Source organism: Saccharopolyspora endophytica, assembly GCF_018070075.1.
Taxonomy (GTDB): domain Bacteria; phylum Actinomycetota; class Actinomycetes; order Mycobacteriales; family Pseudonocardiaceae; genus Saccharopolyspora; species Saccharopolyspora endophytica.
Window position 1 is genome coordinate 119352 of sequence record NZ_JAGPXE010000013.1, and the last position, 22356, is coordinate 141707.

The following is a 22356-nucleotide window of genomic DNA, read 5'->3' on the forward strand; positions in this document are numbered from 1 at the left end:
AGCGTGAGGGTTACCACCTGTAGTTGTGCAGTTTCAGAACGTGATAGCACCTCATTGCGCGGCCAAGAACCCCCATACAGGCGAACGAACGGCCGGGCGGTTGCAATGCGTGCATCTACCAGGGCTGCATTCGGGTGGGATCTGTGATCATCGAGCCCCCGCGCGCCGAAAAACCGGTAATCCCGTCCTGGAACCAATGGCGGAATGGTTCGTCCACTCGGACCAGTCAAGTGCAACCACTGTGGACAGAAGCGCCGACCACTGTGGACAGCTCCGTCGGGACGTGGCACCGTTGGTGTCGTGAGCGAGCTGAATGCGACATCCGCTGCCCTGTTGGGACTACTGCACGAAGGGCCGAAGACCGGTGGCCAGCTGGTCGCCGCGGCCACCGAGCGCTTCGCCGGGTTCTTCAGCGTCACCCGCAGCCAGGTGTACCGCGAGCTGCCCGCGCTGACCGAGGACGGTCTGCTGCGCCTCGGCAAGCAGGGACCGCGCTCCAGTCAGCAGTACGCGATCACGGCCGCGGGGAAGAAGGCCTTCAAGTCGTGGCTGAACACCGCGCCCGGGCCTGACAACGTCCGCAGCCCGCTGATCCTCAAGCTGGTCTACTCCGGCACCCTCACCCCGCGCCAGCGCGCCGCGCTCGTCGAGTCCGCCCGCGCGCAGACCGCGGTGAAGATGGACGAGGCCCGCAACGCCGCCAAGACGGCGGGCGACCCCTACGAGAAGGCCGCCGCCGACTTCACCGTCGCTTACAACCGCGCCATCAACAAGCTCCTGGATTCCATCCCCGACTGAGCCCCGGGTCCGCTCGCGAACAACGGCTGCGCCGCTCGATCGGCGCAGCCGTTGTTCGCGTTCGCCCGCAGGAGAAAGCCGATCAGTGCCGTCCTCGTGGGCGGCCGCTCACCGGTGAAGTACCCTGAGCACTGTGAATCCCGACGTCGCGGCCTCCCTCAAGGAACTGTCCAACACGCTCGAAGGCATCGAGAGCGTGATGGATCTCGACGCACTCCGCGCGGAGATCTCCGAGCTGGAGCAGGAGGCGGCCAGGCCCGATCTCTGGGACGACGTCGAGAACGCGCAGCGCGTCAGCAGCCGGCTCGTGCACCGGCAGGCCGACCTGCGCCGCATCTCCGAACTCCGCCAGCGCGTCGAGGACCTCGAAGTCCTCTACGAGCTCAGCGAGGACGAGGACGACAGCTCCGGTCTGGCCGAGGCCGACGAGGAGCGCGACCGCCTCGCCAAGGACCTCGAAACCCTGGAAGTCCGGACCCTGCTCTCCGGCGAGTACGACCAGCGCGAAGCGATGGTCACCATCCGCGCCGAGGCCGGTGGCGTCGACGCCGCGGACTTCGCCGAGATGCTGATGCGCATGTACCTGCGCTGGGCCGAGCGGCACTCCTACCCGGCCGAGGTCTACGACACCTCCTACGCCGAAGAGGCCGGCCTGAAGTCGGCGACGTTCCGGGTCAACGCGCCCTACGCCTACGGCACCCTGTCCATCGAGCAGGGCACGCACCGCCTGGTGCGGATCTCGCCGTTCGACAACCAGGGCCGCCGCCAGACCTCCTTCGCCGGTGTCGAGGTGCTGCCGGTCGTCGAGGAGACCGACCACGTCGAGATCCCGGAGAAGGACATCCGCGTCGACGTCTTCCGCTCCTCCGGTCCCGGCGGGCAGAGCGTGAACACCACCGACTCGGCCGTGCGCATCACGCACATCCCGACCGGCGTGGTGGTGTCCTGCCAGAACGAGAAGTCGCAGCTGCAGAACAAGGCCGCCGCGATGCGCGTGCTCCAGTCCAAGCTGCTGGCCCGCAAGAAGGAGGAGGAGCGCGCCGAGCTCGACGCCCTCAAGGACGGCGGCTCCAGCTGGGGCAACCAGATGCGCTCCTACGTGCTGCACCCGTACCAGATGGTCAAGGACCTGCGGACCGAGCACGAGGTGGGCAATCCCGACGCGGTTCTCGACGGCGACATCGACGGTTTCCTGGAAGCCGGGATCCGCTGGCGCCGCCAGCAGCAGAGCGTGGCCTGATCGACGCCCAGCGCGTCCGTCAAAATCCCTGGTCACAAGTGGTGCGACCACCTCTGTGGGTGAGTGTGGGTCGCCCTATCGGGCGGGGGTAAACTCCCGGCCGTGATCCGCCTTGAGCACGTGTCCAAGACGTACAAGACGTCGACCCGGCCCGCTCTCGACGATGTCTCTGTGGGCATCGACAAGGGCGAGTTCGTGTTCCTCATCGGGCCATCGGGCTCCGGGAAGTCGACGTTCATGCGCCTCCTGCTGCGCGAGGATGTGCCCAGCCGTGGCCGGGTCTTCGTCGCGGACTGGAACGTCGCGAAGCTGCCCCGCCGCCGGGTTCCCCGGCTGCGTCAGCGCATCGGCTGCGTCTTCCAGGACTTCCGGCTGCTGAACAACAAGACCGTGGCCGAGAACGTCGCGTTCGCGCTGGAGGTCATCGGCAAGCCGCGCGCCGACATCCAGCGCGTGGTGCCGCAGGTGCTGCAGCTGGTGGGCCTCGACGGCAAGGCCGACCGGATGCCCAACGAGCTCTCCGGTGGTGAGCAGCAGCGCGTCGCCATCGCGCGCGCCTTCGTCAACCGGCCGCTGGTGCTGCTGTGCGATGAGCCGACGGGAAACCTGGACCCCGACACGAGCCAGGACATCATGCTGCTGCTGGAGCGGATCAACCGCACCGGCACCACCGTCGTGATGGCCACGCACGACCACGGCATCGTCGACTCGATGCGCCGTCGCGTCGTGGAGCTCAGCCTCGGCCGGGTCATCCGCGACGACGCCCGTGGCGTGTACGGCGTCGGCCGCTGATCCGGCGCGACCCGATCGCCCGGCCCGTGCACCCGAGGACACACACCCCCGAACGGCAGGAAAGCTGACCCAAGATGCGTGCGAGCTTCGTATTCAGCGAGGTCGTCAACGGCCTTCGGCGCAACGTGACGATGACCATCGCGATGATCCTGACGACCGCCATCTCGGTGGGTCTGCTCGGTGGCGGTCTGCTGGTGGTCCGGCTCATCGACAAGATGCAGGACACCTACCAGGACCGCGTCGAGGTCGTGGTGTTCATGACCGACGACGTCAGCGCCAATGACACCGACTGCAGCCAGCAGCCCTGCGCCTCGGTCATGTCGTCGCTCAAGAAGGCCGAGGGCGTCGAGTCGGTCAAGTACGAGAACCGGGAGCAGGCGTTCGCCAGCTTCAACAAGGTCTTCGAGTCGCAGCCGGAGCTCAAGGACGTGGCCCGCGCCGAGGCGATGCCGGCCTCGCTGCGCGTGAAGCTCACCGACCAGGAGCGCTTCCCGCAGATCCAGGCCGAATTCGCCAGCAAACCGGGCGTGGACAGCGTCGTCGACCAGGCGGAGTACCTGGACAGGCTGTTCGACATCCTCAACGGCGTCCGCAACGCGACGTTCTCGATCGCGCTGGTGCAGGCGTTGGCCGCGCTGCTGCTGATCTCCAACACCATTCAGCTCTCGGCGTTCACCCGACGCACGGAGACCGGCATCATGCGCCTGGTGGGCGCGACCCGCTGGTACACGCAGCTGCCGTTCCTCCTGGAAGCGATGGTGTCGGGTCTGATCGGTGCGGTGCTGGCGATCGCCGGCCTGCTGATCGCGAAGGCGGCGTTCATCGACAGGGTCATGGGGCCGGTGCTGGGCACCGGCATCATCCCGGCCGTCGAATGGGGCGACATCGCGCTGATCTCGCCGATCCTGCTGCTGGTCGCGGGGGCGATCTCCGCGGTCACCGGTTACGTCACGCTCCGCCTGTACGTGCGGCTGTAGCCTGGTGCTCGGCGGCCCCTGCGGAAGGGGTCGCCGAGTTCGGCTTAACCGGGTGACACGAGGACTAGAGTTGTTCGCATGGTGAAGGAACGCGGCCGCAAGGTCATCTCGCAGAACCGCAAGGCGCGGCATGACTGGTCGGTGCTCGACGTCTACGAGGCCGGCATCGCGCTGACCGGGACCGAGGTCAAGAGCCTGCGCCAGGGCAAGGCGCAGCTCGTCGACGGCTTCGCCACTGTGGACGACGGCGAGGTGTGGCTGCGCAACGTCCACATCCCCGAGTACACCGAGGGGACATGGACCAACCACGAACCGCGGCGCTCCCGCAAGCTCCTGCTGCACCGGCACGAGATCGAGCGGCTTGTCGGCAAGATCAAGGAGAGCGGGCTGAGCCTGGTGCCGATGTCGCTGTACTTCAGCGACGGCAAGGCCAAGGTCGAGCTCGCGCTGGCGCGAGGCAAGAAGGCGCACGACAAGCGTCAGGACATCGCCAAGCGCGATATGGAACGCGAGATCCAGCGCGCCATCGGGCGCGCGCGAAAGGGCCGGCGCTGACTTGACGGCACCGCAAGACGACAACCGAATCCCCGCTTGGCTGGACGAACTCGGCTTGCCGGGTCTGGTCGACATCCACACCCACTTCCTGCCGCCGAACGTGCTGGACAAGGTGTGGGCGTACTTCGACAACGCCTCCGAGCACTACGGGATGCGGTGGGACATCTTCTACCGGCACGACGAGTCCACCCGGGTGCGGCTGCTGCGCGAGTTCGGGCTGCGGGCGTTCGCCCCGCTGGTCTACGCGCACAAGCCCGCGATGGCCGCGTGGCTCAACGACTGGGTTCGCGACTTCGCCCAGCGCACGCCGGATGCGGTTCCCACCGCCACCATCTACCCCGAACCCGGCGTGGGCGACTACCTCGCTCGCGCGCTGGACGCGGGTGCCCGCTGCGTGAAGATGCACGTCCAGGTGGGGTCGTTCGACCCGCGCGACCCGCTGCTGGACCAGGCGTGGGGCCTGCTCGGCGAGACCGGCGTGCCGGTCGTCGTGCACTGCGGGAACGGTCCGATCGCCGGCGCCTACACCGGGCTGGACGTCTTCGAGGGCGTGCTGCGCAGGCACCCGAGGCTGACCGCGGTGCTGGCGCACGCCGGAATGCCCGACTACCTGGCGGCGTTGAACCTGGTGGAGCGCTATCCGCGGGTTCACCTGGACACGACCATGGTCGGTGTCGCGTTCAGCGAGAAGTTCGCGCCGCTGCCCAAGGACTGGGCCGCCCGGATCGCCGCGCACCCCGACCGGATCGTGCTGGGCACCGACTACCCGAACATCCCGTACCAGTACGCCGACCAGCTCGCCGCCATCGCCGACTGGGCCGGCGGCGACCCTCGACTCGGCAAGCCGTTCCTGCGCGCGGTGCTGCACGACACACCGGCGAAGCTGCTGGGCTTGAAGGTATGAGGGATATGGGAATGATCGCCGGGGCCCGACGCGTTATCCTGTTGGACACCGGTTCGAAAACCGGTAGCAAGTGGAGCATGGACATGGGGGTGAACGGTTTCGACTCCGTACGTTGATCCTTGGGAAGCGTGCCGGTGCAGGCGGGAGACCACCGTGAGCGTCGCCGCAAACTAATAAGCGCCGACAAGAGTCAGCGCGAGTTCGCCCTCGCCGCCTGAGCGAGGAGCGACTCTGTCGGACCGGGAACGCCTCCGTCCCGGAATCCGGCATCAGCTAGGAGGCTCCACTGCGAGGTTCGGTCGCGGAACCTCGTGGGACATCAAACAGCGACTGGGCTCGTCACACCGGCTGGTTCGCGTGACCGGTGGAGCCGAGTAGAGGCATAGCGGACTGCGCACGGAGAAGCCTTGGTGAAGCGACGGAGGACCCGGGTTCGATTCCCGGCACCTCCACGGACCTCGGGGCGGGGTGTGTTCGCGGAATGCGCGAACCATCTCGCCCCGTCGTGTTGGTTGCGGGGGCCGAGCCCCCGCAGGCCCCCACGGTGCGGTGGCTGCGTTTCGTCGGCTCCTTGGGTGGAGATGCGTTCCCGGCCTGCTCACGAACGAGCTCGCCGTGCTTTGGGGTTGGCTCGGCGGCCCTCGGGTGTGTTCGCGGAATGCGTGAACCGTCTCGCTCGGTCGTGTTGGCTCGCCGTCGGGGCGTTCCCGGCCTGGTCTTCGCACGGACCCGGCTTCGCGCTCTGGTCTCGTCTGCCGCTTCTTCCCCGCGTTCACGGGGTGACGATGGTGAAGTTCGGGTTCGGGTTTGCCAGGTAGTTGAAGAGTTCGGTGATTCTTTTCGGGTTTCCGGTTGTTGTGGCGCGGCCTTGGGCAGCCAGGTCGTCGGTGGTCGTGGTGCCGAGGAGGACTTTTCGGAGGTCCTGCTCTTCGAGGGTGACCTCGGCGTCGGGTTGGCCTGCCGCCGGACCGGTTCCCCTGATGTGGACCATGACCCCGTTGCGGAGGCGCTGGGTGTGCGTCCGGCCGCCGTCGACGTTCCAGCGGATCGTGATGTCCGCGTCCCAGCACTTCGGACCGTCCACCCTGATGGCCAGCGCCGCGAAGAGCTGGTCCAGGTCCAGCGCGCGGAGCACGTCCGGTGACGAGGTCACCGTGGGCGTGCCGACCGGTCCGTGGCGCAGTTCGTGCGCTCCCATGAGGTAGAAGTTGCGCCAGGGGCCGTTCTCGCAGCCGTAGCCGAGCTGCTCCAGGGCGTCCGCCTGCAGCGCCCGGGCCTCCTCGTGGTCGGGCCGGGCGAACACCACGTGGTTGACGACCTGCACGACCCAGCGGAAGTCACCCTTCTCGAAGGACTCGCGGGCTCGTCGGACCACCTCGTCGGCGCCGCCCATGAACTCCACGTACCGCTCGGCGGCCTCGGCAGGAGGGTGCTCCCACAGGTGTGCGGGGTTGCCGTCGAACCAGCCCAGGTACTTCTGGTAGATCGCCTTGGTGTTGTGGCTGACCGAGCCGTAGTACCCGTGGGTGTGCCAGGCGCGTTCCAGCCCGGGAGGCATCTCCATCCGCTCGGCGATCTCCAGCGGCGTCATGCCCTCGTTGATCATCCGCAGCGTCTGGTCGTGCAGGTAGGCGTAGAGGTCGCGCTGCTCGGAGAGGAACTCGACGACCCGGTCGCGGCCGACCACGGGCCAGTGGTGGGAGGCGAAGGCGATGTCGGAACCCTCGGCGAACAGGTCGATGGCCTCGGTGAGGTAGTACGCCCAGGCGTGCGGGTCGCGCACCTCCGCTCCGCGCAGCGTCAGCAGGTTGTGCAGGTTGTGGGTGGCGTTCTCGGCCATGCACAGCGCGGCGTGGTCCGGGAAGTGGATGTTGAGCTCGGCCGGGGCCTCGGTGCCCGGGGTGAGCTGGAAGACCATCCGGATCCCGTCGACCGTCTCCGACTGGCCGGTCTCGGCGATGTCGTGGGTCGGCGGCACCATGCCGAGAGCACCGGTCGAGGTGGTCGGGCCCAGACCCGCGCCGATCTGCCCCTGCGGCCCCTTGGCCAGCGCGGCTCCGTACATGTAGGCCGCGCGGCGGGCCATGGCGGTGCCGGCGTAGACGTTCTCGCTGACCGCGTGCGCCAGGAATCCTCGCGGTGCGAGCACCGGGATCCCGGCCGCGAGCTCCGCCTCGGTGACGACACCGCGCACTCCGCCGAAGTGGTCGGCGTGGCTGTGCGTGTAGAGCACACCGGTCACCGGGCGGTCGCCTCGGTGACGCCGGTAGAGCGAGAGAGCCGCGGCGGCCGTCTCCGCGGACAGCAGCGGGTCGATGACCAGGATTCCGCGGGACCCTTCCACGACCGTCATGTTGGACAGGTCGAATCCGCGGACCTGGTAGATGCCCTCCACGACCTCGAAGAGCCCGTGCTCGACGCACAACCGGCTCTGCCGCCACAGACTGGGGTTGGCCGTGTCGGGGCAGTCCTCGGCGAGGAATCCGTAGGCGTCCAGGTCCCACACGACGGTCCCCGACGAGTCGCGGATGAGCGGGTCCTCGGCGGTGCCGAGGAAGCCGCGGCGGGCGTCGTCGAGGTCGCGCGTGTCGTCGAACGGGAACATCTCCCGCACCGCCGCGTTGCCCGCCGCGATCGCCGGTCGGGCGGGCTGAGAACCGGTTTCCAGGGACATCACGACCTCCCGTTCGGCGGGCTCTGACACCGCCTCGGCGACCTCCGGCCATCGTCACCGGGGACGTCCGCGGGCGCCAACCGGGCCCGGCAGGCCGCGTGCCGACCCGTCCGGGTGACACGAGCAAGGCGCAGGTGGGAGGTGCGGGCTCGCGTTCGGAATGCGCGCGCAGCGCGGGAACCTACGCTCGGTTCGGGCGCTCGGGAGGGCGGTGCGGATGGCGGCGAACGCGTCGGGGGAACGGCGGGACGGACCGGTTCCGCTGCTGCGCCACGCGCAGATCGCCTGCGTGTACTTGGCCGTGGGCGTGCTCGCGGTCCTCGCCTACACCGTTCGCGGCATGCTCGTGCTGGTGTTCCTGGGCTTCTTCCTCGCCCTCGGCGTGGAGCCGGTGGTCGGCTGGTTGCAGCGGCATCGGTGGCGACGCGGTCTGGCGGTCGGTGCGGTCGTGCTGGGGCTGCTGATCTTCCTCGGAGCGGCGATCCTGCTGGTGCTCGTCCCCGCGTTCAGCCAGATCGGCCACTTCGTCGAGCGCGTCCCGAACCTGGTGTCCGGAGTCGGGGCGAACCTCGAATCCGGTGAGCTGCGCGCCCATCTGCGCGATCCGGCCTTGCACGAGCAGGTCAAGGCGGCGGCGAGCAGCGCGGCGAGCGTCGCCGTGCAGGCGCTCACGGCTGGGTTCGCCGCGCTGGGAGTGGTTTTCGGCGGTGTCTTCGCCGCCTGCACCGCGGGCGCGCTGATGGTCTACTTCTCGCTCGCCATGCCGCGGCTCCACAGCGCCGTGGACCGCTCCGGCGAAGGGCACCCGGGCCGGGCGGACGCCTTGCGAGCCGCGATGGGACGGGTCGGCGGCTACGTCACCGGTCAGATCGTCGTGTCGTTGTGCGCCGGTGCCGCGTCGTACGTGTTCTTCCTGATCGTGGGCGTGCCCTATCCCGCGCTGCTCGCGGTGGCGGTCGCGCTGCTGGACACGATCCCGCAGATCGGCGCGACGCTGGCCTCGCTGGTAGCGACGTTGGTGGCGTTGAGCCAGGGGCTCTCGCCGGCCGTCATCACGTTGCTGTTCTTCGTCGTCTACCAGGCGGTGGAGAATTACCTGATCGCACCGCGGGTGTTCGCCCGGACCGTCGAGCTGAGCCCGCTGGGGGCGTTCGTCGCGATCCTCGTCGGAGGTGCGCTGGCCGGTGTGCTCGGCGCGATGCTGGCGCTGCCGGTGGCCGCCGCGTTGAAGGTTCTCGTCCACCACGCGCGGGTCGAGATGCGGGAGAGCGCGACGTGATCCCCGGAGACGCTCGGCGACGATGTTGTGCACCGGGCCGAAAGTCCTGGTCAGGCTGCGGATTCGGGGAAACGGAGTGATGCTGGCCCAACAACACCTCGGCGAGGAGGAGGCGTTCGACATGTCCAGTCCGAACACGGGACGACAGGCCGGCGGCGAACGGCCGACCGAGCAGCAGGTATCCGAGCAGCGCCAGGCGCCCGAGCAGCGGCAGGGGTCCGAGCAGCGGCATGCGGCCGAGCCGCAGCAGGCGGATGAACAGCAGCAGGCGGCCGGGCAGCGGCAGGAATGGGCGATGTCCAGGGCCCGGTCGGACGCCGGTGGAGCGGGATGGCTGGCCTTCGGCGGCTGGGTGCTGGTCCTGGCCGGCGCCTTCAACATCATCGCCGGGTTGACCTCGCTGTTCCGCCCCGACTACTTCGTGGTCGGCGGTGGAGAGCTGCTGGTGTTCAACTTCGACGCGTGGGGTTACATCTGGCTGGCCTTCGGACTCCTGCAGCTGCTGGCCGGTGCGGGGTGCCTCGCCGGGCAGCGGTGGGCGCGGATGACCGGGATCGGCCTGGCCGGGTTGTCGGCGATCGGGCACCTGACCTTCCTGGCGGCCTTCCCGCTCTGGGAACTCGCCTCGATCGCGCTCGCGGTGCTGGTCATGTACGCCCTGGTGGTTCCGGACAAGAACGCCGTCGCCTGAGCGCAGCGGCGGTTGTGATCCGGAGTCCAGGATCGGGTTCGTCCGGTCAGTTCGGACCAGAACCGCCCGCGGCCGATGCCGCTCGGGTGCTCGCCAAGCGGACCGGGTCGCTCGCACCCGGTCCGCTTTGTGGCGGGTGGGACGGCTGAGCTCGATTTGGAACGAACGAATTTCAGATCCTCCCGATAATGTGATGCCGGACACGGCGATCTGCGTGACATCTGGCCTACGTTTACCCCCATTCGGAGTAGCGCTCATCACGCTACGACCACTCCGAGTGATGGGAGCCGATGTGGGTGAGACAACGGGCGGCCGGACCCGCTGGCGCGTGTTCGGGCTGGTGCTGCTGGTCGGGGTCTTCGGAGTCGGGCTGATGTTCACGGGCCTGTCGCAGGGCGCGATCGCGGCCTCCTTCGCCGTGGCCGGGACCAGCTACAAGGCCTCGGCCGACAGACTCGACGCGCAGGGCGTCGTGCAGTACGGCTCCGTCGACCGCAGCGCCGATCAGGCTCATCCGGTGCTGGTCAACGGCTTCCGGAAGGCCAAGCTCGACAACTTCTGCCAATCCATCGTGGTCCCGGGGCTGCCCGCGGTCGGCGACATCACCGTGAAGATCGCCGCACCGGGCGGGATGAGCGCGGACAACCTGGTGCTCGGCATCGAGGAGGTCACCGGCGACATCACCCTGAACAACGTCGAGATCGGCCGCGACGCCGGAACCATGGACAAGGGCCCCAACGGCGCGATCGGTGACGCCGGGACGTTCGGCATCCAGGCCGACAGCACGCAGATCACGGGTCTGCGCCAGGTCGCCTGGTCCACCACGGCGTCCACGCTCAAGCTCAACCAGGTGCAGATCAAGGCCAGCGTCGGCCGCGACGAGTGCTTCTGACCGGGGGTGAACTCATGGCTGCGAACAACACCAACCGCGCGAAGTTCCGCCAGTGGCGGCGTTCTCGCCCGTTCTGGGCCGGTTTCTGCACGCTGGCGTCGGGGCTGCTGATCCTGTTCCCGCCGTACGCCTCGCTGAAGTTCGGCGACATCGTCGTCTCGCTGAACACGCTGACCGGGATCTCCGCGATGGTCATCGGGGTTCTGCTGGTGTGCTGCGGACTGTCGTTCTGGACCCGGCAGGAGTTCCGGATTCCCGCCGGGGTCGTGGCGCTGCTGCTGTCGGTGGCCGCGATCGTCACGGCCAACCTCGGGTCGTTCCTGCTCGGCACCCTGCTCGGCGTGGTGGGCGCCGCGCTCGGCATCGCCTGGACGCCCCAGGGGCGCCGGCGAGCCGCGGCCGAGGAGTCCGACGTTTCCGCCGGCCCGGCCGGGGTCGCCGGAGGCCATGCGTGAGTTCGCCGAGACTTCGCCTGCTCGCGGGCGTGCTCGGCCCGGTGCTGGCGCTGGGCGTGCTCGCCCCGGCGGCATCCGCGCAGGAATCCGGCGGCGGTCCGCTGTCGGTTGTGGGGGAGCTGCTGGCTCCGCCCTCGACGTCGACGGCTCCCGCGCCCACCTCCGCGCCCGCGCAGGCACCGGCGCCTGCGCCTGCTCCCGCTCCGGTGCCGGGGTCGAGTCCGGCCCCGACCCCTGCACCAGCTCCGGCACCGATCCCCGCACCGGCGCCCGCACCGGCACCCGCACCCGCGCCGGCTCCGAAACCGCCTGCGCTGCCGCCCGCCGGGGACTCCGACACCGCGCCCGGCCCCGGTCGGTCGTGGACGATGACCGCCAGCGCCCTGAAGCTCGTCGGCTCGCGGTACCGCGGCGTCGTCGAGCGCGACGGGGTGCGCACGCTGCACTTCACCGTCGACCGCCTGGAGATCACCGATCTCGTGCAGCGCGGCGACCTGGGCAACGGCAAGATCCTCCGCACCGCAGCCCGTCCGGGCAGCGTGTCGCGGGTGGTCAACGGCCCGGTCGAGCTCTACACCCAGGAGCTCACCGGAACCCTGGCCATCGCCCGCACCACGCTCACCGCGGAGTCGCTGGCCGTGCCTGACCTGGACCTCGGTTTCCTGCAGCTGCCCGAGCTGACCTTCACCGACGCAGTCGTCCGCAACACCGACCTCGCCGGTGGCACGCTGACCATCCCCGGTGGCCGGGTCAGCATGGAGTGATCCTCACGCGCGGGCACGGTGCAGGAGGTGCAGGAAGTACGGGGTGCCGATGAGCGCCGTGATCAGCCCGGCGGGCAGCTGGTCGGGTGCGATCGCGGTGCGGCCCGCGGTGTCGGCCGCGCACACCAGGATCGCGCCCAGCAAGGCCGCGACCGGCAACGACCGGCTGTGCTTGCGGCCGACGACCGCCCGTGCCGCGTGGGGTGCGACCAGTCCGACGAAGGCGATGACGCCGATGGCCGCGACCGCCGCGCCGGTCAGCACCACCGCGCACAGCAGCAGCGCGAGCCGCGCCCGGGGCACCGGAACGCCCAGCACGCGGGGAGTTTCGTCGTCGAGCGAGAGCAGGTCGAGTTCACCTCGGGCGCCGATGAGCAGCGGGACCGCGACGACGATCGCCAGCGCGATCGGCACCAGGTGCTCGGGAAGCCGCCCGTAGGTGGAACCACCCAGCCAGGTCAGCGCCTTGGTCTCGTTCCACGGGTCGGTCAGGGTGATCAGCAGCGTGATCAGCGCTTGCGTTCCGGCCTGCATCCCGAAACCGATGAGCACCAGGCGCTCGCTGGAGAACCCGCCGCGCGCCGCCACCGCGAACACCACGGCTGCGGCCAGGGCCGCGCCGACACCGGCCGCCGTCGCCTGAGCCCAGAAGCCGAGCGCGGGAGCGAACGTGATCACCGCGACCGCACCGACGCCAGCGCCGCCGGAGGTTCCGAGAATGCCCGGCTCCGCCAGCGGGTTTCGGGTGACGGCCTGGATCGCCGCACCCGCCAGGGCCAGGGCGGCGCCCGCGAGCAGGGCGGCGAGGACGCGCGGCACGCGGTTGCCCATCACGTTCGACACGATCGGCCCCGCCTGCCCGCCGACCCAGTTGCCGACATCGCCGAGCAGCAGGATCCGGTCGCCCAGCAGCACGGACGCGACCACGACCAACGCGGCGAGGACCACCAGGCAGGCCAGCACGAGCCGGGACCGCAGCACGCTCACCGCACCTCGCGCGCCCGCCGCCGGGGGTTCGGACACCGCGCCCGACACGCGGATTCCGCGCGCCAGCACCACCAGGAGCACCACGCCGAGCACCGTCGTCACCACGCCCGCCGGAACCTCCAGCGCGCCCTGGGCACCGATCACCGCGCGCAGCAGGACGTCCGCACCGAGCAGCAGCACCACGCCCGTCGCGGCCGAGACCGGGATCAGCGCGACGTGCCGGTGCAGGCCGGGCACGACGTTCGCGGCGAGCCGCACCAGGGCCGGTGCTGCCAGGCCGACGAAGCCGATCGGCCCGGCGAGGGTGACCGCCGAGGCGGCCATCAGCACCGCCAGCGCCACCGCGCCCAACCGGGTCCGTCCCACGTGGACACCCAGGGTCCGCGCGTGGTCGTCGCCGAGGTGGATCAGGTCGAGCTTGCGGGCCAGCACCAGCAGCCAGAGCAGCGCCACGAGCACCACCGGCGAGAGAGCGCGGACGCCGTCCAGGCCGTTCTGGCTCAGCGATCCCGCGCCCCAGGCGAACAGGCCCTGGGTCTCCTCGGAGAACAGCAGCAGCAACATCTGCGTCACCGAGCTCATCGCCAGCGCGAGCGCCGTTCCCGCCAGCACCAGCCGCACGATCCCGGTGCCGCCGGTGCCCGAGAGGCCCAGGACCACCAGCGCGGCGCACAGACCTCCGGCGAACGCGATGCCCGCCATGCCCAGCAGCGGGACGGACGCGCCGAACGCCGCGACGGCGACGATCGCCAGGTGGGCGCCCGCGGACACCGCCAGCGTGTCGGGCGCGGCCATGATGTTGCGCGACACCGACTGCAGCACCGCACCGGCCGCTCCCAGGGCGGCTCCCACCAGCACCGCCGCCAGCAGGCGGGGGAGGCGGGACTGGAGGATCACCGCCGCGTGCGCGTCCGGGCTCAGCACGTCGACGTCGGCCGTCCCCTGCGTCAGGTGCAGCAGCGAACCGGCCGCGATGAGCGCGACGAGCCCGACGACGACCAGCGGCAGCCGGGGTTTCACGCCCGGACCGCGGCGATGGCCGCGTCGACGAACCGCTCCATCGACTTCGGGCCGCCGAACGTCCACAGCGAACCGGGCAGGTGGTGGACCTCGCCGCGCTGCACGAACGGCAGGTTCGTCCAGATCGGGTTGCCCGCGAGGTTCTCGGCGAACGGGTCGCCGGAGGTGGCGTTGTACCAGAACGGGACGTCGCCGAGCGTCGTCAGGCCCTCGACGTCGGTCTGCACGAGCCCGTAGGCGGGGTCGCCCTCCAGCTGCCAGGCGCTGGGCAGTCCGATCCGGTCGAAGACCGATCCGACCAGGGACCCTCCGGTGTAGGGGCGGATGGTGACCGAGCCGGCGTTGACGTAGGCGTCGGCGAAGGCCACCGGCTTGCCCGACATGCCCGCCCGCTGGACCGCGGTCCTGCCCTGCTCGATCTTGGCGTCGAACTCGGATTTCAGCCGCGCGGCGGCGTCCTCGGTCCCGGTGGCCTTCGCGAGCAGGTCGACGTTGCCGAACATGGCGCCGATCGGGTCCTGCGCGTTGCCGCCAGGGATGACGATGACCGGGACCTTCGCCTCGATCTGCGCGAGCGCGCCCTCCGGGAGGTCGCCGGTGACGACCACGAGATCCAGGTCGAGCGCACCGAGCGCGTCAATGCTCGGCTCGCCGCGGGTTCCGATGTCGGCGACGGAGGCGTCCAGCGGGGCGGCGGTCGAGTACTGGCCGTATCCGCGCACGTCGGAGATGGCGGCGGGCATGACGCCGAGGGAGACCAGGTATTCGGCGGCGTTCCACTCGGTGGCCGCGACCCGCGTGGCCGGGTGGTCGAGCCGGACCTCCTTGCCGCGCGAGTCCACGACGCTCACCGGCGGGCCGCCGGCCTCCGGCGCCGGTCCTGTCGGTGCCTCGGTCGTGCCGCAGGCCGTCGACGTCGCCGCGAGGGCGAGAGCGGTGGCGATGAACGCACGTCTGGTGCGCATGGTGACTCCCTTGGGGCTAGAGCGAGGCGGCGTTGAAGCGTCCGACCGCGCGGGTGTGGATGCGTCCGTCGGCGCGGTGGACCTCGACCTCGATGCCGTAGGCGCGGGTGAGGTTGGCGCTGGTCAGCACGTCTTCCGGGGTGCCTTCCGCGCTGATGCGGCCGTTTTCGAGCAGCAGCAGCCGGTCGGCGACGGCGGCGGCCTGGTCGAGGTCGTGCAGGACGACGCCGACTCCGACGCCGTGCTGATCGGCGAGATCGCGCACCACGTCGAGGATTTCGACCTGGTAGCGCAGGTCCAGGAACGTCGTCGGCTCGTCGAGCAGCAGCAGCCCGGTGTCCTGCGCGAGGCAGCCCGCGAGCCAGGCGCGTTGGGCCTGACCACCGGACAGCGCCTGGACCGGGCGGTCGGCGATCGCCCTGAGCCCGGTGAGCTCCATCGCCCGCTCGACCGCGGCCGGGCCGTCCGGGTCGTGCCCGGTCCAGCGGGAGCGGTGCGGGTGGCGGCCGAACTCCACGAGTTCCCGCACGGACAACCCGCCGGGCGCGGTGCGCTGCTGCGAGAGCAGGGTGATCCGCTGAGCGAGGTCCTTGGCGGACAGCGCGCGGAGTTCGGTGCCGTCGGCGAACCGGACCTCGCCCGATGCGGGCGGGTGCAGTCGCGCGAGCGCGCGCAGGAACGTCGACTTCCCGCTGCCGTTCGGGCCGATCAGCGCGGTCACGGTCCCGGCGCGCAGCGTCACCGAGGCGGCGTGGACGACGACGTCGCGCCCGTAGGCGACGTCGATCTCCTGCGCGGACAGTCCGACCGAGGCCTGCGATGAGTAGCGAGACACGCGATCACACTAAAGTGAGCCTTGCCTAACTCTCAAGGCAGGTGTGCCGATCCGGACAGTTCTAGTCCGAATCGCCCGTGGTCGATGTTCGGTGGGCCCGGAGGCCCGCGCCGACGAGCGGTGCGGGGTTGCCGCGCTCGTGCCCACCACCACGACCCCTGTACAGGAGCGCTGCGATGCACATCCCCGCCGAGATCCCCGCAGGTCGCTACCGGCTCCGCCGCTGGCGGCCGTCCGACGCCGAGCAGGTCCACCAGGCGTGCCAGGACCCCGAGATCCAGCGCTGGACGACGGTCCCCGTGCCCTACACCGAGGCGCACGCCGAGGGCTTCGTCGCAGGCGCCGACGGCTCCCCGCTGTTCGCGGTGACCGCGCACGGCGACGACGTGCTGGGCTCGTTCGGCCTGATCGCCGTGGAGGACGACCGCGCCGAGGTCGGCTGCTGGGTCGCCCCCTGGGCTCGCAGGCTCGGGGTGGGGGAGGCCGCTGGCCGCGCTCTGGCGGGCTGGGCGCTCGACGACGCCGGGCTGACCGGGCTGGAGTGGATCGCGGACGTCGCCAACGGGGCCTCGCTGCGGCTGGCCGAGCGCATCGGCTTCACGCCCGCCCGGATGTTGCCCGGCCACCTGGAGAACCGCGACGGCACCTTCTCGGACGCCGTGCTCGCGGTGATGCGCGAGACCCGCTGACGTTCGCCGTCGACTCGACCGCGCTCATCGCGGATTCCGGCACCGCTCCGCCGATTTCGGCCACGACGAGAGGAATCGGCGGGCGCTGGTGTCGCCGTGCGACGCGAGCACCCGGTTCACCGGCGCGCAGGTCAGCCCGCCCGCCGGTGTCGAGTTCGCCACCCCGGAGGAGGCCGCCCGGCCGGTCCTCGGCACCCTGGGGCGATGATGACGGTGAACAGGCGCTGAAACCGAGCGTGGCAGAATGCGCCTGTTCGAAAAACCCAGAGTATCCACACGACCACGGGCGATGAAGGGTTCGGAACCGGTGACCGAGAGCAGCACACCGACGATGCAGGACGCGCTGCTGGCGCTGCAACGCTACTGGACCGAACGAGGTTGCATGATCATGCAGCCGTTCAACACCGAGGTCGGAGCCGGGACCGCCAACCCCGCCACGATGCTGCGGGTGCTCGGCCCGGAGCCCTGGCACGTCGGATACGTCGAGCCCAGCGTCCGCCCTGACGACGCCCGCTACGGCGAGAACCCGAACCGCCTGCAGACCCACACCCAGTTCCAGGTGATCCTCAAGCCCGACCCGGGCAACCCGCAGGAGCTCTACCTGGGCAGCCTCGAAGCGCTGGGCGTGGACACCAAGGCGCACGACATCCGCTTCGTGGAGGACAACTGGGCCTCCCCGGCGCTGGGCGCCTGGGGCCTGGGCTGGGAGGTCTGGCTCGACGGGCTGGAGATCTCGCAGTTCACCTACTTCCAGCAGGCCGGTGGCCTGGTGCTCGACCCGGTGTCGGTGGAGATCACCTACGGCATCGAGCGCATCATCATGGCGCTGCAGGGCGTCGACCACTTCAAGGACATCCGCTACTCCGACGGCGTCTCCTACGGCGAGATCTTCGGCCAGTCCGAGTACGAGATGAGCCGCTACTACCTCGACGACGCCGACATCGAGGCCACCCACCGCATGTTCGACACCAGCGCCGCCGAAGCGGACCGGCTGCTGGACCTGCGGTTGCCCTCGCCGGCGTACGTGCACGTGCTCAAGTGCAGCCACATGTTCAACGTCCTCGACGCGCGGGGTGCCATCAGCACCACCGAGCGCGCCAAGGCGTTCGGGCAGATGCGCAGCCTCACCCGCCGCGTCGCCCAGCTGTGGGCGGAGCGCCGCGACGAGCTCGGACACCCGCTCGGCGTGGTCGAGGCGGCACCTGCCGCGACGGCCGGTGAGCTGCCGACGGTGAGCGAGCCGTCGACGCTGCTGTTCGAGATCGGCCTGGAGGAGCTCCCGCACGCCGACGTGTCCACGATGGCCGGTTCGGTGCGCGACTCGCTGGAGTCCAAGCTCGCCTCGACCCGCCTGGCGCACGGCGAGATCAGCGCCTTCGCGACGCCGCGGCGCATCATCGTGCAGGTCGCCGACGTCGCTCCGGCCGAGCCGGACGCCGAGCGCACCGTGCGCGGCCCGAAGACCTCCGCCGCCTTCGGCGAGGACGGCACGCCCACCAAGGCCGCCCAGGGCTTCGCGGGCAAGCACGGCGTCTCCCCCGAGGAGCTCAGCCGGGTCGAGGCCGACGGCGTCGAGCACGTCGCGGTGGTGCGCACCGAGCAGGGCCGCACCGCCCCGGTCGTGCTGGCCGACCTGCTCGCCCAGCTGGTGGGGGAGCTGCGCGCGGACAAGAACATGCGCTGGCGCGACCCGAAGCTGTCGTTCAGCCGCCCGGTCCGCTGGCTGCTCGCGCTGCTCGGCGACACCCCGTTGCCGGTGGCGGTGTCCTCGCTGGTCAGCGGCACCACGACCCGGGTGCACCGCACCGCCGCCGAGCCCGAGGTCCCGGTGGCCTCAGCCGACGGCTACCTGGAGTTCCTGGCCGGGCACGGCATCGTCGCCGACGCCGCCGAGCGTCGCCGCACGATCGTCGGTGCCGCCACCGAGCTCGCGGCGAGCGTCGGCGGCACCGTCGACTTCGCCGGTGAGGCCGGATTGGTCGACGAGGTCACCAACCTCGTCGAGCGGCCCAACCCGATCCTGGGCGGTTTCGCCGAGCGCTACCTGGAACTGCCCGAGCAGATCCTCACCACCGTGATGCGCAAGCACCAGCGCTACCTGCCGGTGCGCGGCGAGAACGGCCTGCTGCCGCACTTCGTGGCCGTCGCCAACGGCGACTGCGACGTCGACCTCGTCCGCGAGGGCAACGAGTCGGTGCTCCGCGCCCGCTACGAGGACGCCGCGTTCTTCTGGCGCGCCGACCTCAAGCGCAAGCCCGAGGAGCTGCGCGAGGGCCTGCACAAGCTGACCTTCGAGGAGCGCCTGGGCTCGATGGCCGACCGCGCCGACCGCATCGCCCGGGTCGGTGTCGCCCTCGGCGCCGCGACCGGGCTGTCCGGGGCGGATCAGGAGACCGTCGCGCGCGCCGGTGCGCTGGCGAAGTTCGACCTCGCCTCGCAGATGGTCGTCGAGCTCTCGGGCCTGGCGGGCACCATGGCCCGCGAGTACGCGCTGCGCGCGGGCGAAACCCCAGCCGTGGCAACGGCTCTCGCCGAGATGGAGCAGCCGCGCGGAGCCGGTGACAAGCTCCCGGAGAGCAACCCGGGCGCTGTGCTGGCGCTGGCCGACCGGTTCGACCTGCTCGCGAGCCTGTTCGCGATCGGTGCCAACCCGACCGGCAGCTCCGACCCGTTCGGGCTCCGCCGCGCCGCCGGTGGTGTGGTGACGATCCTGCGCGCCACCCCGGCCGCCAGCGCCATCACGCTGCGGGCGGGTCTGGAGGCCGCGAGCGCCGAGGTCGCCTCGCAGGGCTCCGCGCTCAGCGACGAGGCCCTGGCCGAGGCGCACGAGTTCATCGTCCGCCGCTACGAGCAGCAGCTGCTCGACGCCGACCACGAGCACCGGCTCGTGCAGGCGGTCCTCCCGCTCGCCGACGCCCCGGCGGTGGCCGACACGACGCTGGCCGAGCTGGAGAAGCGGATCAACGACGAGGACTTCGCCGCGCTGGTCGCGGTGATCCAGCGGGCCCGCCGCATCGTCCCGGAGGGCACCGAGCCCGCCTACGACGCGGACCGCCTCACCGATCAGGCCGAGCGCGACCTGCACACTGCGGTCGCCGAGGTCGCCGACCGGTTGTCGGACACCACGACCCTCGCCGAGTTCACCACGATCGCCGGGCCGCTGGTGGCCCCGATCAACACGTTCTTCGACGAGGTCATGGTCATGGCCGAGGACGCCGAGCTCCGCAAGGCCCGCCTCGGCCTGCTGTCCACCATCACCAGCCTCGCGGACGCGGTCCTCGACTGGCGAGCCCTCTGACACCCACCACCAACGGGGCCCGGATCCGCAGTGGACCGGGCCCCGTTGACGTGCGCCTCAGCCCGCCAGGGTCAGGGTGGGGAGGTCGGGGCTGGTGGTGCCGACGACGACCTGTCCGTGGAGGTAGGGGACGCGCAGGGCGGCGAGGCCGTCGGCGCTGATCCGGGTGCCCGGGGTGGTGGCTCCGGCGAAGGAGATCTCCACGGGCTCGGGGACGGCGGCCTGGGCGCGGTCCCAGCTCTCCCTGGGGCTGGTGCGCTTGCGCTCCTCGTACGAGGAGTCCCGGAACCGCAGGAAGGTGCTCAGCACCTCGGGCAGCAGGTGGTCCTCGACCTCCTCACCGTCCATCGGGATGCTGGTGATCACCACGACGTCCGAGAAGTGGCCGGTGCCGTAGGCCAGGCGCACGTCCCGCAGCTGCAGGCCGAACCCGGAGGTGCCGACGACCACGGGCTCTCCTGGTCCCTCGGCGAGCACCGCGAGCGGGTGACCGAGCGCGAACGCCGCCTCGGCGACGGTGGGCCTGGTCTTGCGCGAGATGTGGACCAGCCGCAGCGCGTCGTCGTAGCTGCGGCCGGTCTTGGCGGTGAGGTCGCGGGCCTTTTCCTCATCTGACTTCCGGGTCATCGAGCGGGTCTCCCCAGGGGTGTTGGGACGTTGATCGAACGCTAGCGGCGCCCCAGGCGATACCCAACCCCGAGATTCGACCCCGACCCGCCTGACCTGCTACGACCTCGCGAACTTCAGGGTGTCAGCAGGCGTCCATGCCCGCCACGTCCTCCAGGCCGAAGTCGGCGAGGTACCCGTCGTCCTTGAACGCGAAGAGGTAGCGCACTCCCGGCCGTCCCGGAACGTCCGCGCCGTAGGTGAAGTCGGTCGGCGGCACGTTGTACAGGTCCGGGTAGATCGCCCGGACCTGGTCGAGGGTCTGGCCGAACCCGGCGCCCTCGGGCGTCCGCATCCTGTCGGTGCCCTGGATCTCCACCACGCCGCGGGTGGGGTGGACGAACACGCCGTTGCCGGGATGGCCCTGGCCTTCCTCGGGCCGGAAGTCGAGGACGTTGCAGCCCTGCGGCGGCTCGCCGGGCGTCTCGTCGACGACCAGGCCGGTGGCCAGCGCGTCCTGCTCGGACTGGCCCAGGCACAGCGTCTTGTAGCAGTCCGGCCCGATCGGGACGGGTTCCTCCGCGGCGTTCGCGAGCCCGGTGCCCCCGACGGTCAGCGCCGCGGCCAACGCCCCCACGATCCCCAGTGCACGTCGCATGGTCACTCCCCAGTGAGTCGGTACGTCCAACACCCAGCAGACGTCCCGGGCACCCCGGAGGTTGCCGCGGGGGGTTCCCGCGATTCAGTTCGAGCAGCGATCGTTTTCGCTTGGTGGAGGCCGGTTTCCGCGTCAGTCGAGTTCGATGGGGACGGTGCCGAGGACCCCGTAGCTGACGGCCCAGTACACGACGTAACCGGCGAGCAGCACGAAGCCGTGCCAGCGGCGCAGGCGCCCGGTGGACAGGAAGTACGCGGCCAGCGCCGTGAGCACCACGAGCGCGGGCAGGTGCCAGCCGAGAACGCTCGAATCCACCACGAGACCCCCTGCGAGCAGGATGATCCCGAGCTTGCCGGTCACCGAGAACACGACGCTGCCGATGACGTTGCCGACGCCGATCTCCGGAGCTCCGCGCCGGGTGGGCTCGACGGTGAGGAAGATGTCCTCGATGGTCAGCACGAGCGTGGCGATGGTGGCGCCGAACAGGGTCCCTTCGAGGCCGAAATCCTCCAGGATCCCCTCGGTGCCCATGCCGGTGGCCCACGCGCCCGCGATGAGCCCGGCCAGTGCGAGGACCGCGAGCGCGGCACCGGCCCAGCCGGGCAGCCTGCGCGCTTCGGCGAAGGGCATCCGATCGGCGAAGCCGGGCTCCTTCGGCACGTCCGGAGGCAGCTCGACGACCGCGGTCCCGCCGCCCTCGCGGGTCGTCGCGAACGCCTCGTACAGCTCGGCGTCGCGGAACACCGGTCGTGCGCCCCGGGATTCGCGCACCACGACGTAGCCGAGGAACGCCACGAACAGCGCCAGCAGCACCAGGCCGACGAACACGTTCATCGGCGCGAACGCCACGAACCCGATCAGGACCAGCGGAGCGACGGCGAACAGCACCAGGTAGTCGCGCGGGATGTTCACCTTCGTCGGCGTGAGGATCGCGGCCAGGGCGAGCACGACCCCGGGCAGGGAGAGGGCCGTGCCGAACACGATGCCCAGCGCGACGCCGTCGAGCTCCTCCATGTTGAGGGCGACGCCGAGGAAGATGTCGTCGAATTCGATACCGGTGAAGATGATGGCGAGGAGGAACACCGAGATCCGGAGGCCTGCGGCCATTCCGACGAGGTATCCGACGAGCTTCTCGGCGCTGTAGATCAGCAGGGCCGCGCCGGCGGCGAAGATCAGTATCGATTCCATGGGCGCCTCGAAACATCGTGCCGACGGTGCTCGCTGGTCAAAACACCATCGCGTCGCCGAGGGCGGGTGGCAACCCGTTGCTCGACGGG

20 protein-coding genes and 1 other RNA gene are annotated in these 22356 nt (G+C 70.5%); 14 read left to right on the top strand and 7 right to left on the bottom strand.

The window, feature by feature from the left end; translation table 11 throughout:
* The first annotated feature begins 300 nt into the window (after window positions 1-300).
* The 7 genes from KBO27_RS26375 (at window position 301) to ssrA (ending at window position 5721) form a co-directional block, all read left to right on the top strand.
* Window positions 301-798 carry a PadR family transcriptional regulator gene (locus KBO27_RS26375; protein ID WP_132672950.1) on the top strand — a complete coding sequence of 166 codons (498 nt, stop codon included), beginning with the start codon at window positions 301-303 and terminating at the stop codon, window positions 796-798.
* A gap of 133 nt (window positions 799-931) precedes the next feature.
* The gene (gene prfB / locus KBO27_RS26380) at window positions 932-2038 is read left to right on the top strand and encodes a peptide chain release factor 2 (protein WP_210972547.1); all 1107 of its coding nucleotides are present in this window, start codon (window positions 932-934) and stop codon (window positions 2036-2038) included.
* A gap of 102 nt (window positions 2039-2140) precedes the next feature.
* A complete protein-coding gene (ftsE, locus tag KBO27_RS26385; protein ID WP_132625127.1) occupies window positions 2141-2830 on the top strand; it encodes a cell division ATP-binding protein FtsE in 690 nt (229 codons plus the stop codon).
* 74 nt (window positions 2831-2904) lie between these two features.
* Complete coding sequence (gene ftsX, locus KBO27_RS26390; RefSeq protein ID WP_132681663.1) at window positions 2905-3807, top strand: permease-like cell division protein FtsX; 903 nt, start codon at window positions 2905-2907, stop codon at window positions 3805-3807.
* 78 nt (window positions 3808-3885) lie between these two features.
* Window positions 3886-4362 (top strand): SsrA-binding protein SmpB, encoded by a 477-nt coding sequence (gene smpB / locus KBO27_RS26395; protein WP_132672953.1) that lies wholly within the window; start codon window positions 3886-3888, stop codon window positions 4360-4362.
* 1 nt (window position 4363) lies between these two features.
* Window positions 4364-5266: an amidohydrolase family protein gene (locus KBO27_RS26400; RefSeq protein ID WP_210972548.1), complete on the top strand. Its 903-nt coding sequence runs from the start codon at window positions 4364-4366 to the stop codon at window positions 5264-5266.
* Between the two features lie 85 nt (window positions 5267-5351).
* Window positions 5352-5721: a transfer-messenger RNA gene (gene ssrA / locus KBO27_RS26405) on the top strand.
* Window positions 5722-6038: 317 nt separating this feature from the next.
* Here ssrA and KBO27_RS26410 read toward each other — a convergent pair.
* On the bottom strand, window positions 6039-7940 hold the full coding sequence (locus KBO27_RS26410; RefSeq protein ID WP_210972549.1) for an alkyl/aryl-sulfatase: 1902 nt from the start codon (window positions 7938-7940) through the stop codon (window positions 6039-6041).
* A 217-nt stretch (window positions 7941-8157) separates the two neighbouring features.
* On the opposite strand from KBO27_RS26410, the gene KBO27_RS26415 reads away from it, so the two are divergent.
* The 5 genes from KBO27_RS26415 (at window position 8158) to KBO27_RS33965 (ending at window position 12021) form a co-directional block, all read left to right on the top strand.
* Window positions 8158-9219: an AI-2E family transporter gene (locus KBO27_RS26415; RefSeq protein WP_210972550.1), complete on the top strand. Its 1062-nt coding sequence runs from the start codon at window positions 8158-8160 to the stop codon at window positions 9217-9219.
* Window positions 9220-9340: 121 nt separating this feature from the next.
* Window positions 9341-9910 (top strand): DUF7144 family membrane protein, encoded by a 570-nt coding sequence (locus KBO27_RS26420; protein ID WP_246538062.1) that lies wholly within the window; start codon window positions 9341-9343, stop codon window positions 9908-9910.
* A gap of 292 nt (window positions 9911-10202) precedes the next feature.
* Window positions 10203-10802: a DUF6230 family protein gene (locus KBO27_RS26425; RefSeq protein ID WP_307870628.1), complete on the top strand. Its 600-nt coding sequence runs from the start codon at window positions 10203-10205 to the stop codon at window positions 10800-10802.
* A 14-nt stretch (window positions 10803-10816) separates the two neighbouring features.
* Complete coding sequence (locus KBO27_RS26430; protein WP_210972552.1) at window positions 10817-11257, top strand: DUF6114 domain-containing protein; 441 nt, start codon at window positions 10817-10819, stop codon at window positions 11255-11257.
* Window positions 11254-12021, top strand: a complete 768-nt coding sequence (locus tag KBO27_RS33965; RefSeq protein ID WP_246538063.1) for a hypothetical protein — start codon at window positions 11254-11256, stop codon at window positions 12019-12021. The genes KBO27_RS26430 and KBO27_RS33965 overlap by 4 nt, the downstream gene beginning before the upstream one ends.
* A 3-nt stretch (window positions 12022-12024) precedes the next feature.
* Here the strand turns inward: KBO27_RS33965 and KBO27_RS26440 are convergent, their stop codons facing one another.
* From KBO27_RS26440 to KBO27_RS26450, 3 genes are read right to left on the bottom strand one after another with little or no spacing between them, the layout of a single operon-like run.
* Complete coding sequence (locus KBO27_RS26440) at window positions 12025-14028, bottom strand: iron ABC transporter permease (RefSeq protein ID WP_210972553.1); 2004 nt, start codon at window positions 14026-14028, stop codon at window positions 12025-12027.
* Window positions 14025-14993: an ABC transporter substrate-binding protein gene (locus tag KBO27_RS26445; protein WP_210972554.1), complete on the bottom strand. Its 969-nt coding sequence runs from the start codon at window positions 14991-14993 to the stop codon at window positions 14025-14027. The genes KBO27_RS26440 and KBO27_RS26445 overlap by 4 nt, the downstream gene beginning before the upstream one ends.
* 16 nt (window positions 14994-15009) lie before the next feature.
* Window positions 15010-15828 carry an ABC transporter ATP-binding protein gene (locus tag KBO27_RS26450; RefSeq protein ID WP_210972555.1) on the bottom strand — a complete coding sequence of 273 codons (819 nt, stop codon included), beginning with the start codon at window positions 15826-15828 and terminating at the stop codon, window positions 15010-15012.
* A gap of 176 nt (window positions 15829-16004) precedes the next feature.
* Here KBO27_RS26450 and KBO27_RS26455 point away from each other — a divergent pair, with 176 nt between their 5' ends.
* On the top strand, window positions 16005-16517 hold the full coding sequence (locus KBO27_RS26455) for a GNAT family N-acetyltransferase (protein ID WP_210972556.1): 513 nt from the start codon (window positions 16005-16007) through the stop codon (window positions 16515-16517).
* Between the two features lie 307 nt (window positions 16518-16824).
* A complete protein-coding gene (locus KBO27_RS26460) occupies window positions 16825-19815 on the top strand; it encodes a glycine--tRNA ligase (RefSeq protein WP_372448882.1) in 2991 nt (996 codons plus the stop codon).
* A 57-nt stretch (window positions 19816-19872) separates the two neighbouring features.
* On the opposite strand, the gene KBO27_RS26465 is transcribed toward KBO27_RS26460, so the two are convergent.
* From KBO27_RS26465 to KBO27_RS26475, 3 genes are all read right to left on the bottom strand, one after another.
* Window positions 19873-20442 carry a hypothetical protein gene (locus KBO27_RS26465; RefSeq protein WP_210972557.1) on the bottom strand — a complete coding sequence of 190 codons (570 nt, stop codon included), beginning with the start codon at window positions 20440-20442 and terminating at the stop codon, window positions 19873-19875.
* A 124-nt stretch (window positions 20443-20566) separates the two neighbouring features.
* On the bottom strand, window positions 20567-21079 hold the full coding sequence (locus KBO27_RS26470) for a hypothetical protein (RefSeq protein WP_210972558.1): 513 nt from the start codon (window positions 21077-21079) through the stop codon (window positions 20567-20569).
* A gap of 132 nt (window positions 21080-21211) precedes the next feature.
* Complete coding sequence (locus KBO27_RS26475) at window positions 21212-22267, bottom strand: sodium:calcium antiporter (protein WP_210972559.1); 1056 nt, start codon at window positions 22265-22267, stop codon at window positions 21212-21214.
* Window positions 22268-22356: the final 89 nt, after the last annotated feature.

Excerpts from the sequence above, each read along its gene's own strand:
- ftsX (WP_132681663.1), top strand. The coding sequence starts at position 2,905 with ATGCGTGCGAGCTTCGTATTCAGCGAGGTCGTCAACGGCCTTCGGCGC.
- KBO27_RS26475 (WP_210972559.1), bottom strand. The coding sequence starts at position 22,267 with ATGGAATCGATACTGATCTTCGCCGCCGGCGCGGCCCTGCTGATCTAC.
- KBO27_RS26420 (WP_246538062.1), top strand. The coding sequence starts at position 9,341 with ATGTCCAGTCCGAACACGGGACGACAGGCCGGCGGCGAACGGCCGACC.
- KBO27_RS26445 (WP_210972554.1), bottom strand. The coding sequence starts at position 14,993 with ATGCGCACCAGACGTGCGTTCATCGCCACCGCTCTCGCCCTCGCGGCG.
- KBO27_RS26455 (WP_210972556.1), top strand. The coding sequence starts at position 16,005 with ATGCACATCCCCGCCGAGATCCCCGCAGGTCGCTACCGGCTCCGCCGC.
- KBO27_RS26465 (WP_210972557.1), bottom strand. The coding sequence starts at position 20,442 with ATGACCCGGAAGTCAGATGAGGAAAAGGCCCGCGACCTCACCGCCAAG.
- KBO27_RS26430 (WP_210972552.1), top strand. The coding sequence starts at position 10,817 with ATGGCTGCGAACAACACCAACCGCGCGAAGTTCCGCCAGTGGCGGCGT.
- KBO27_RS26470 (WP_210972558.1), bottom strand. The coding sequence starts at position 21,079 with ATGCGACGTGCACTGGGGATCGTGGGGGCGTTGGCCGCGGCGCTGACC.
- smpB (WP_132672953.1), top strand. The coding sequence starts at position 3,886 with ATGGTGAAGGAACGCGGCCGCAAGGTCATCTCGCAGAACCGCAAGGCG.
- KBO27_RS26415 (WP_210972550.1), top strand. The coding sequence starts at position 8,158 with ATGGCGGCGAACGCGTCGGGGGAACGGCGGGACGGACCGGTTCCGCTG.
- KBO27_RS26410 (WP_210972549.1), bottom strand. The coding sequence starts at position 7,940 with ATGTCCCTGGAAACCGGTTCTCAGCCCGCCCGACCGGCGATCGCGGCG.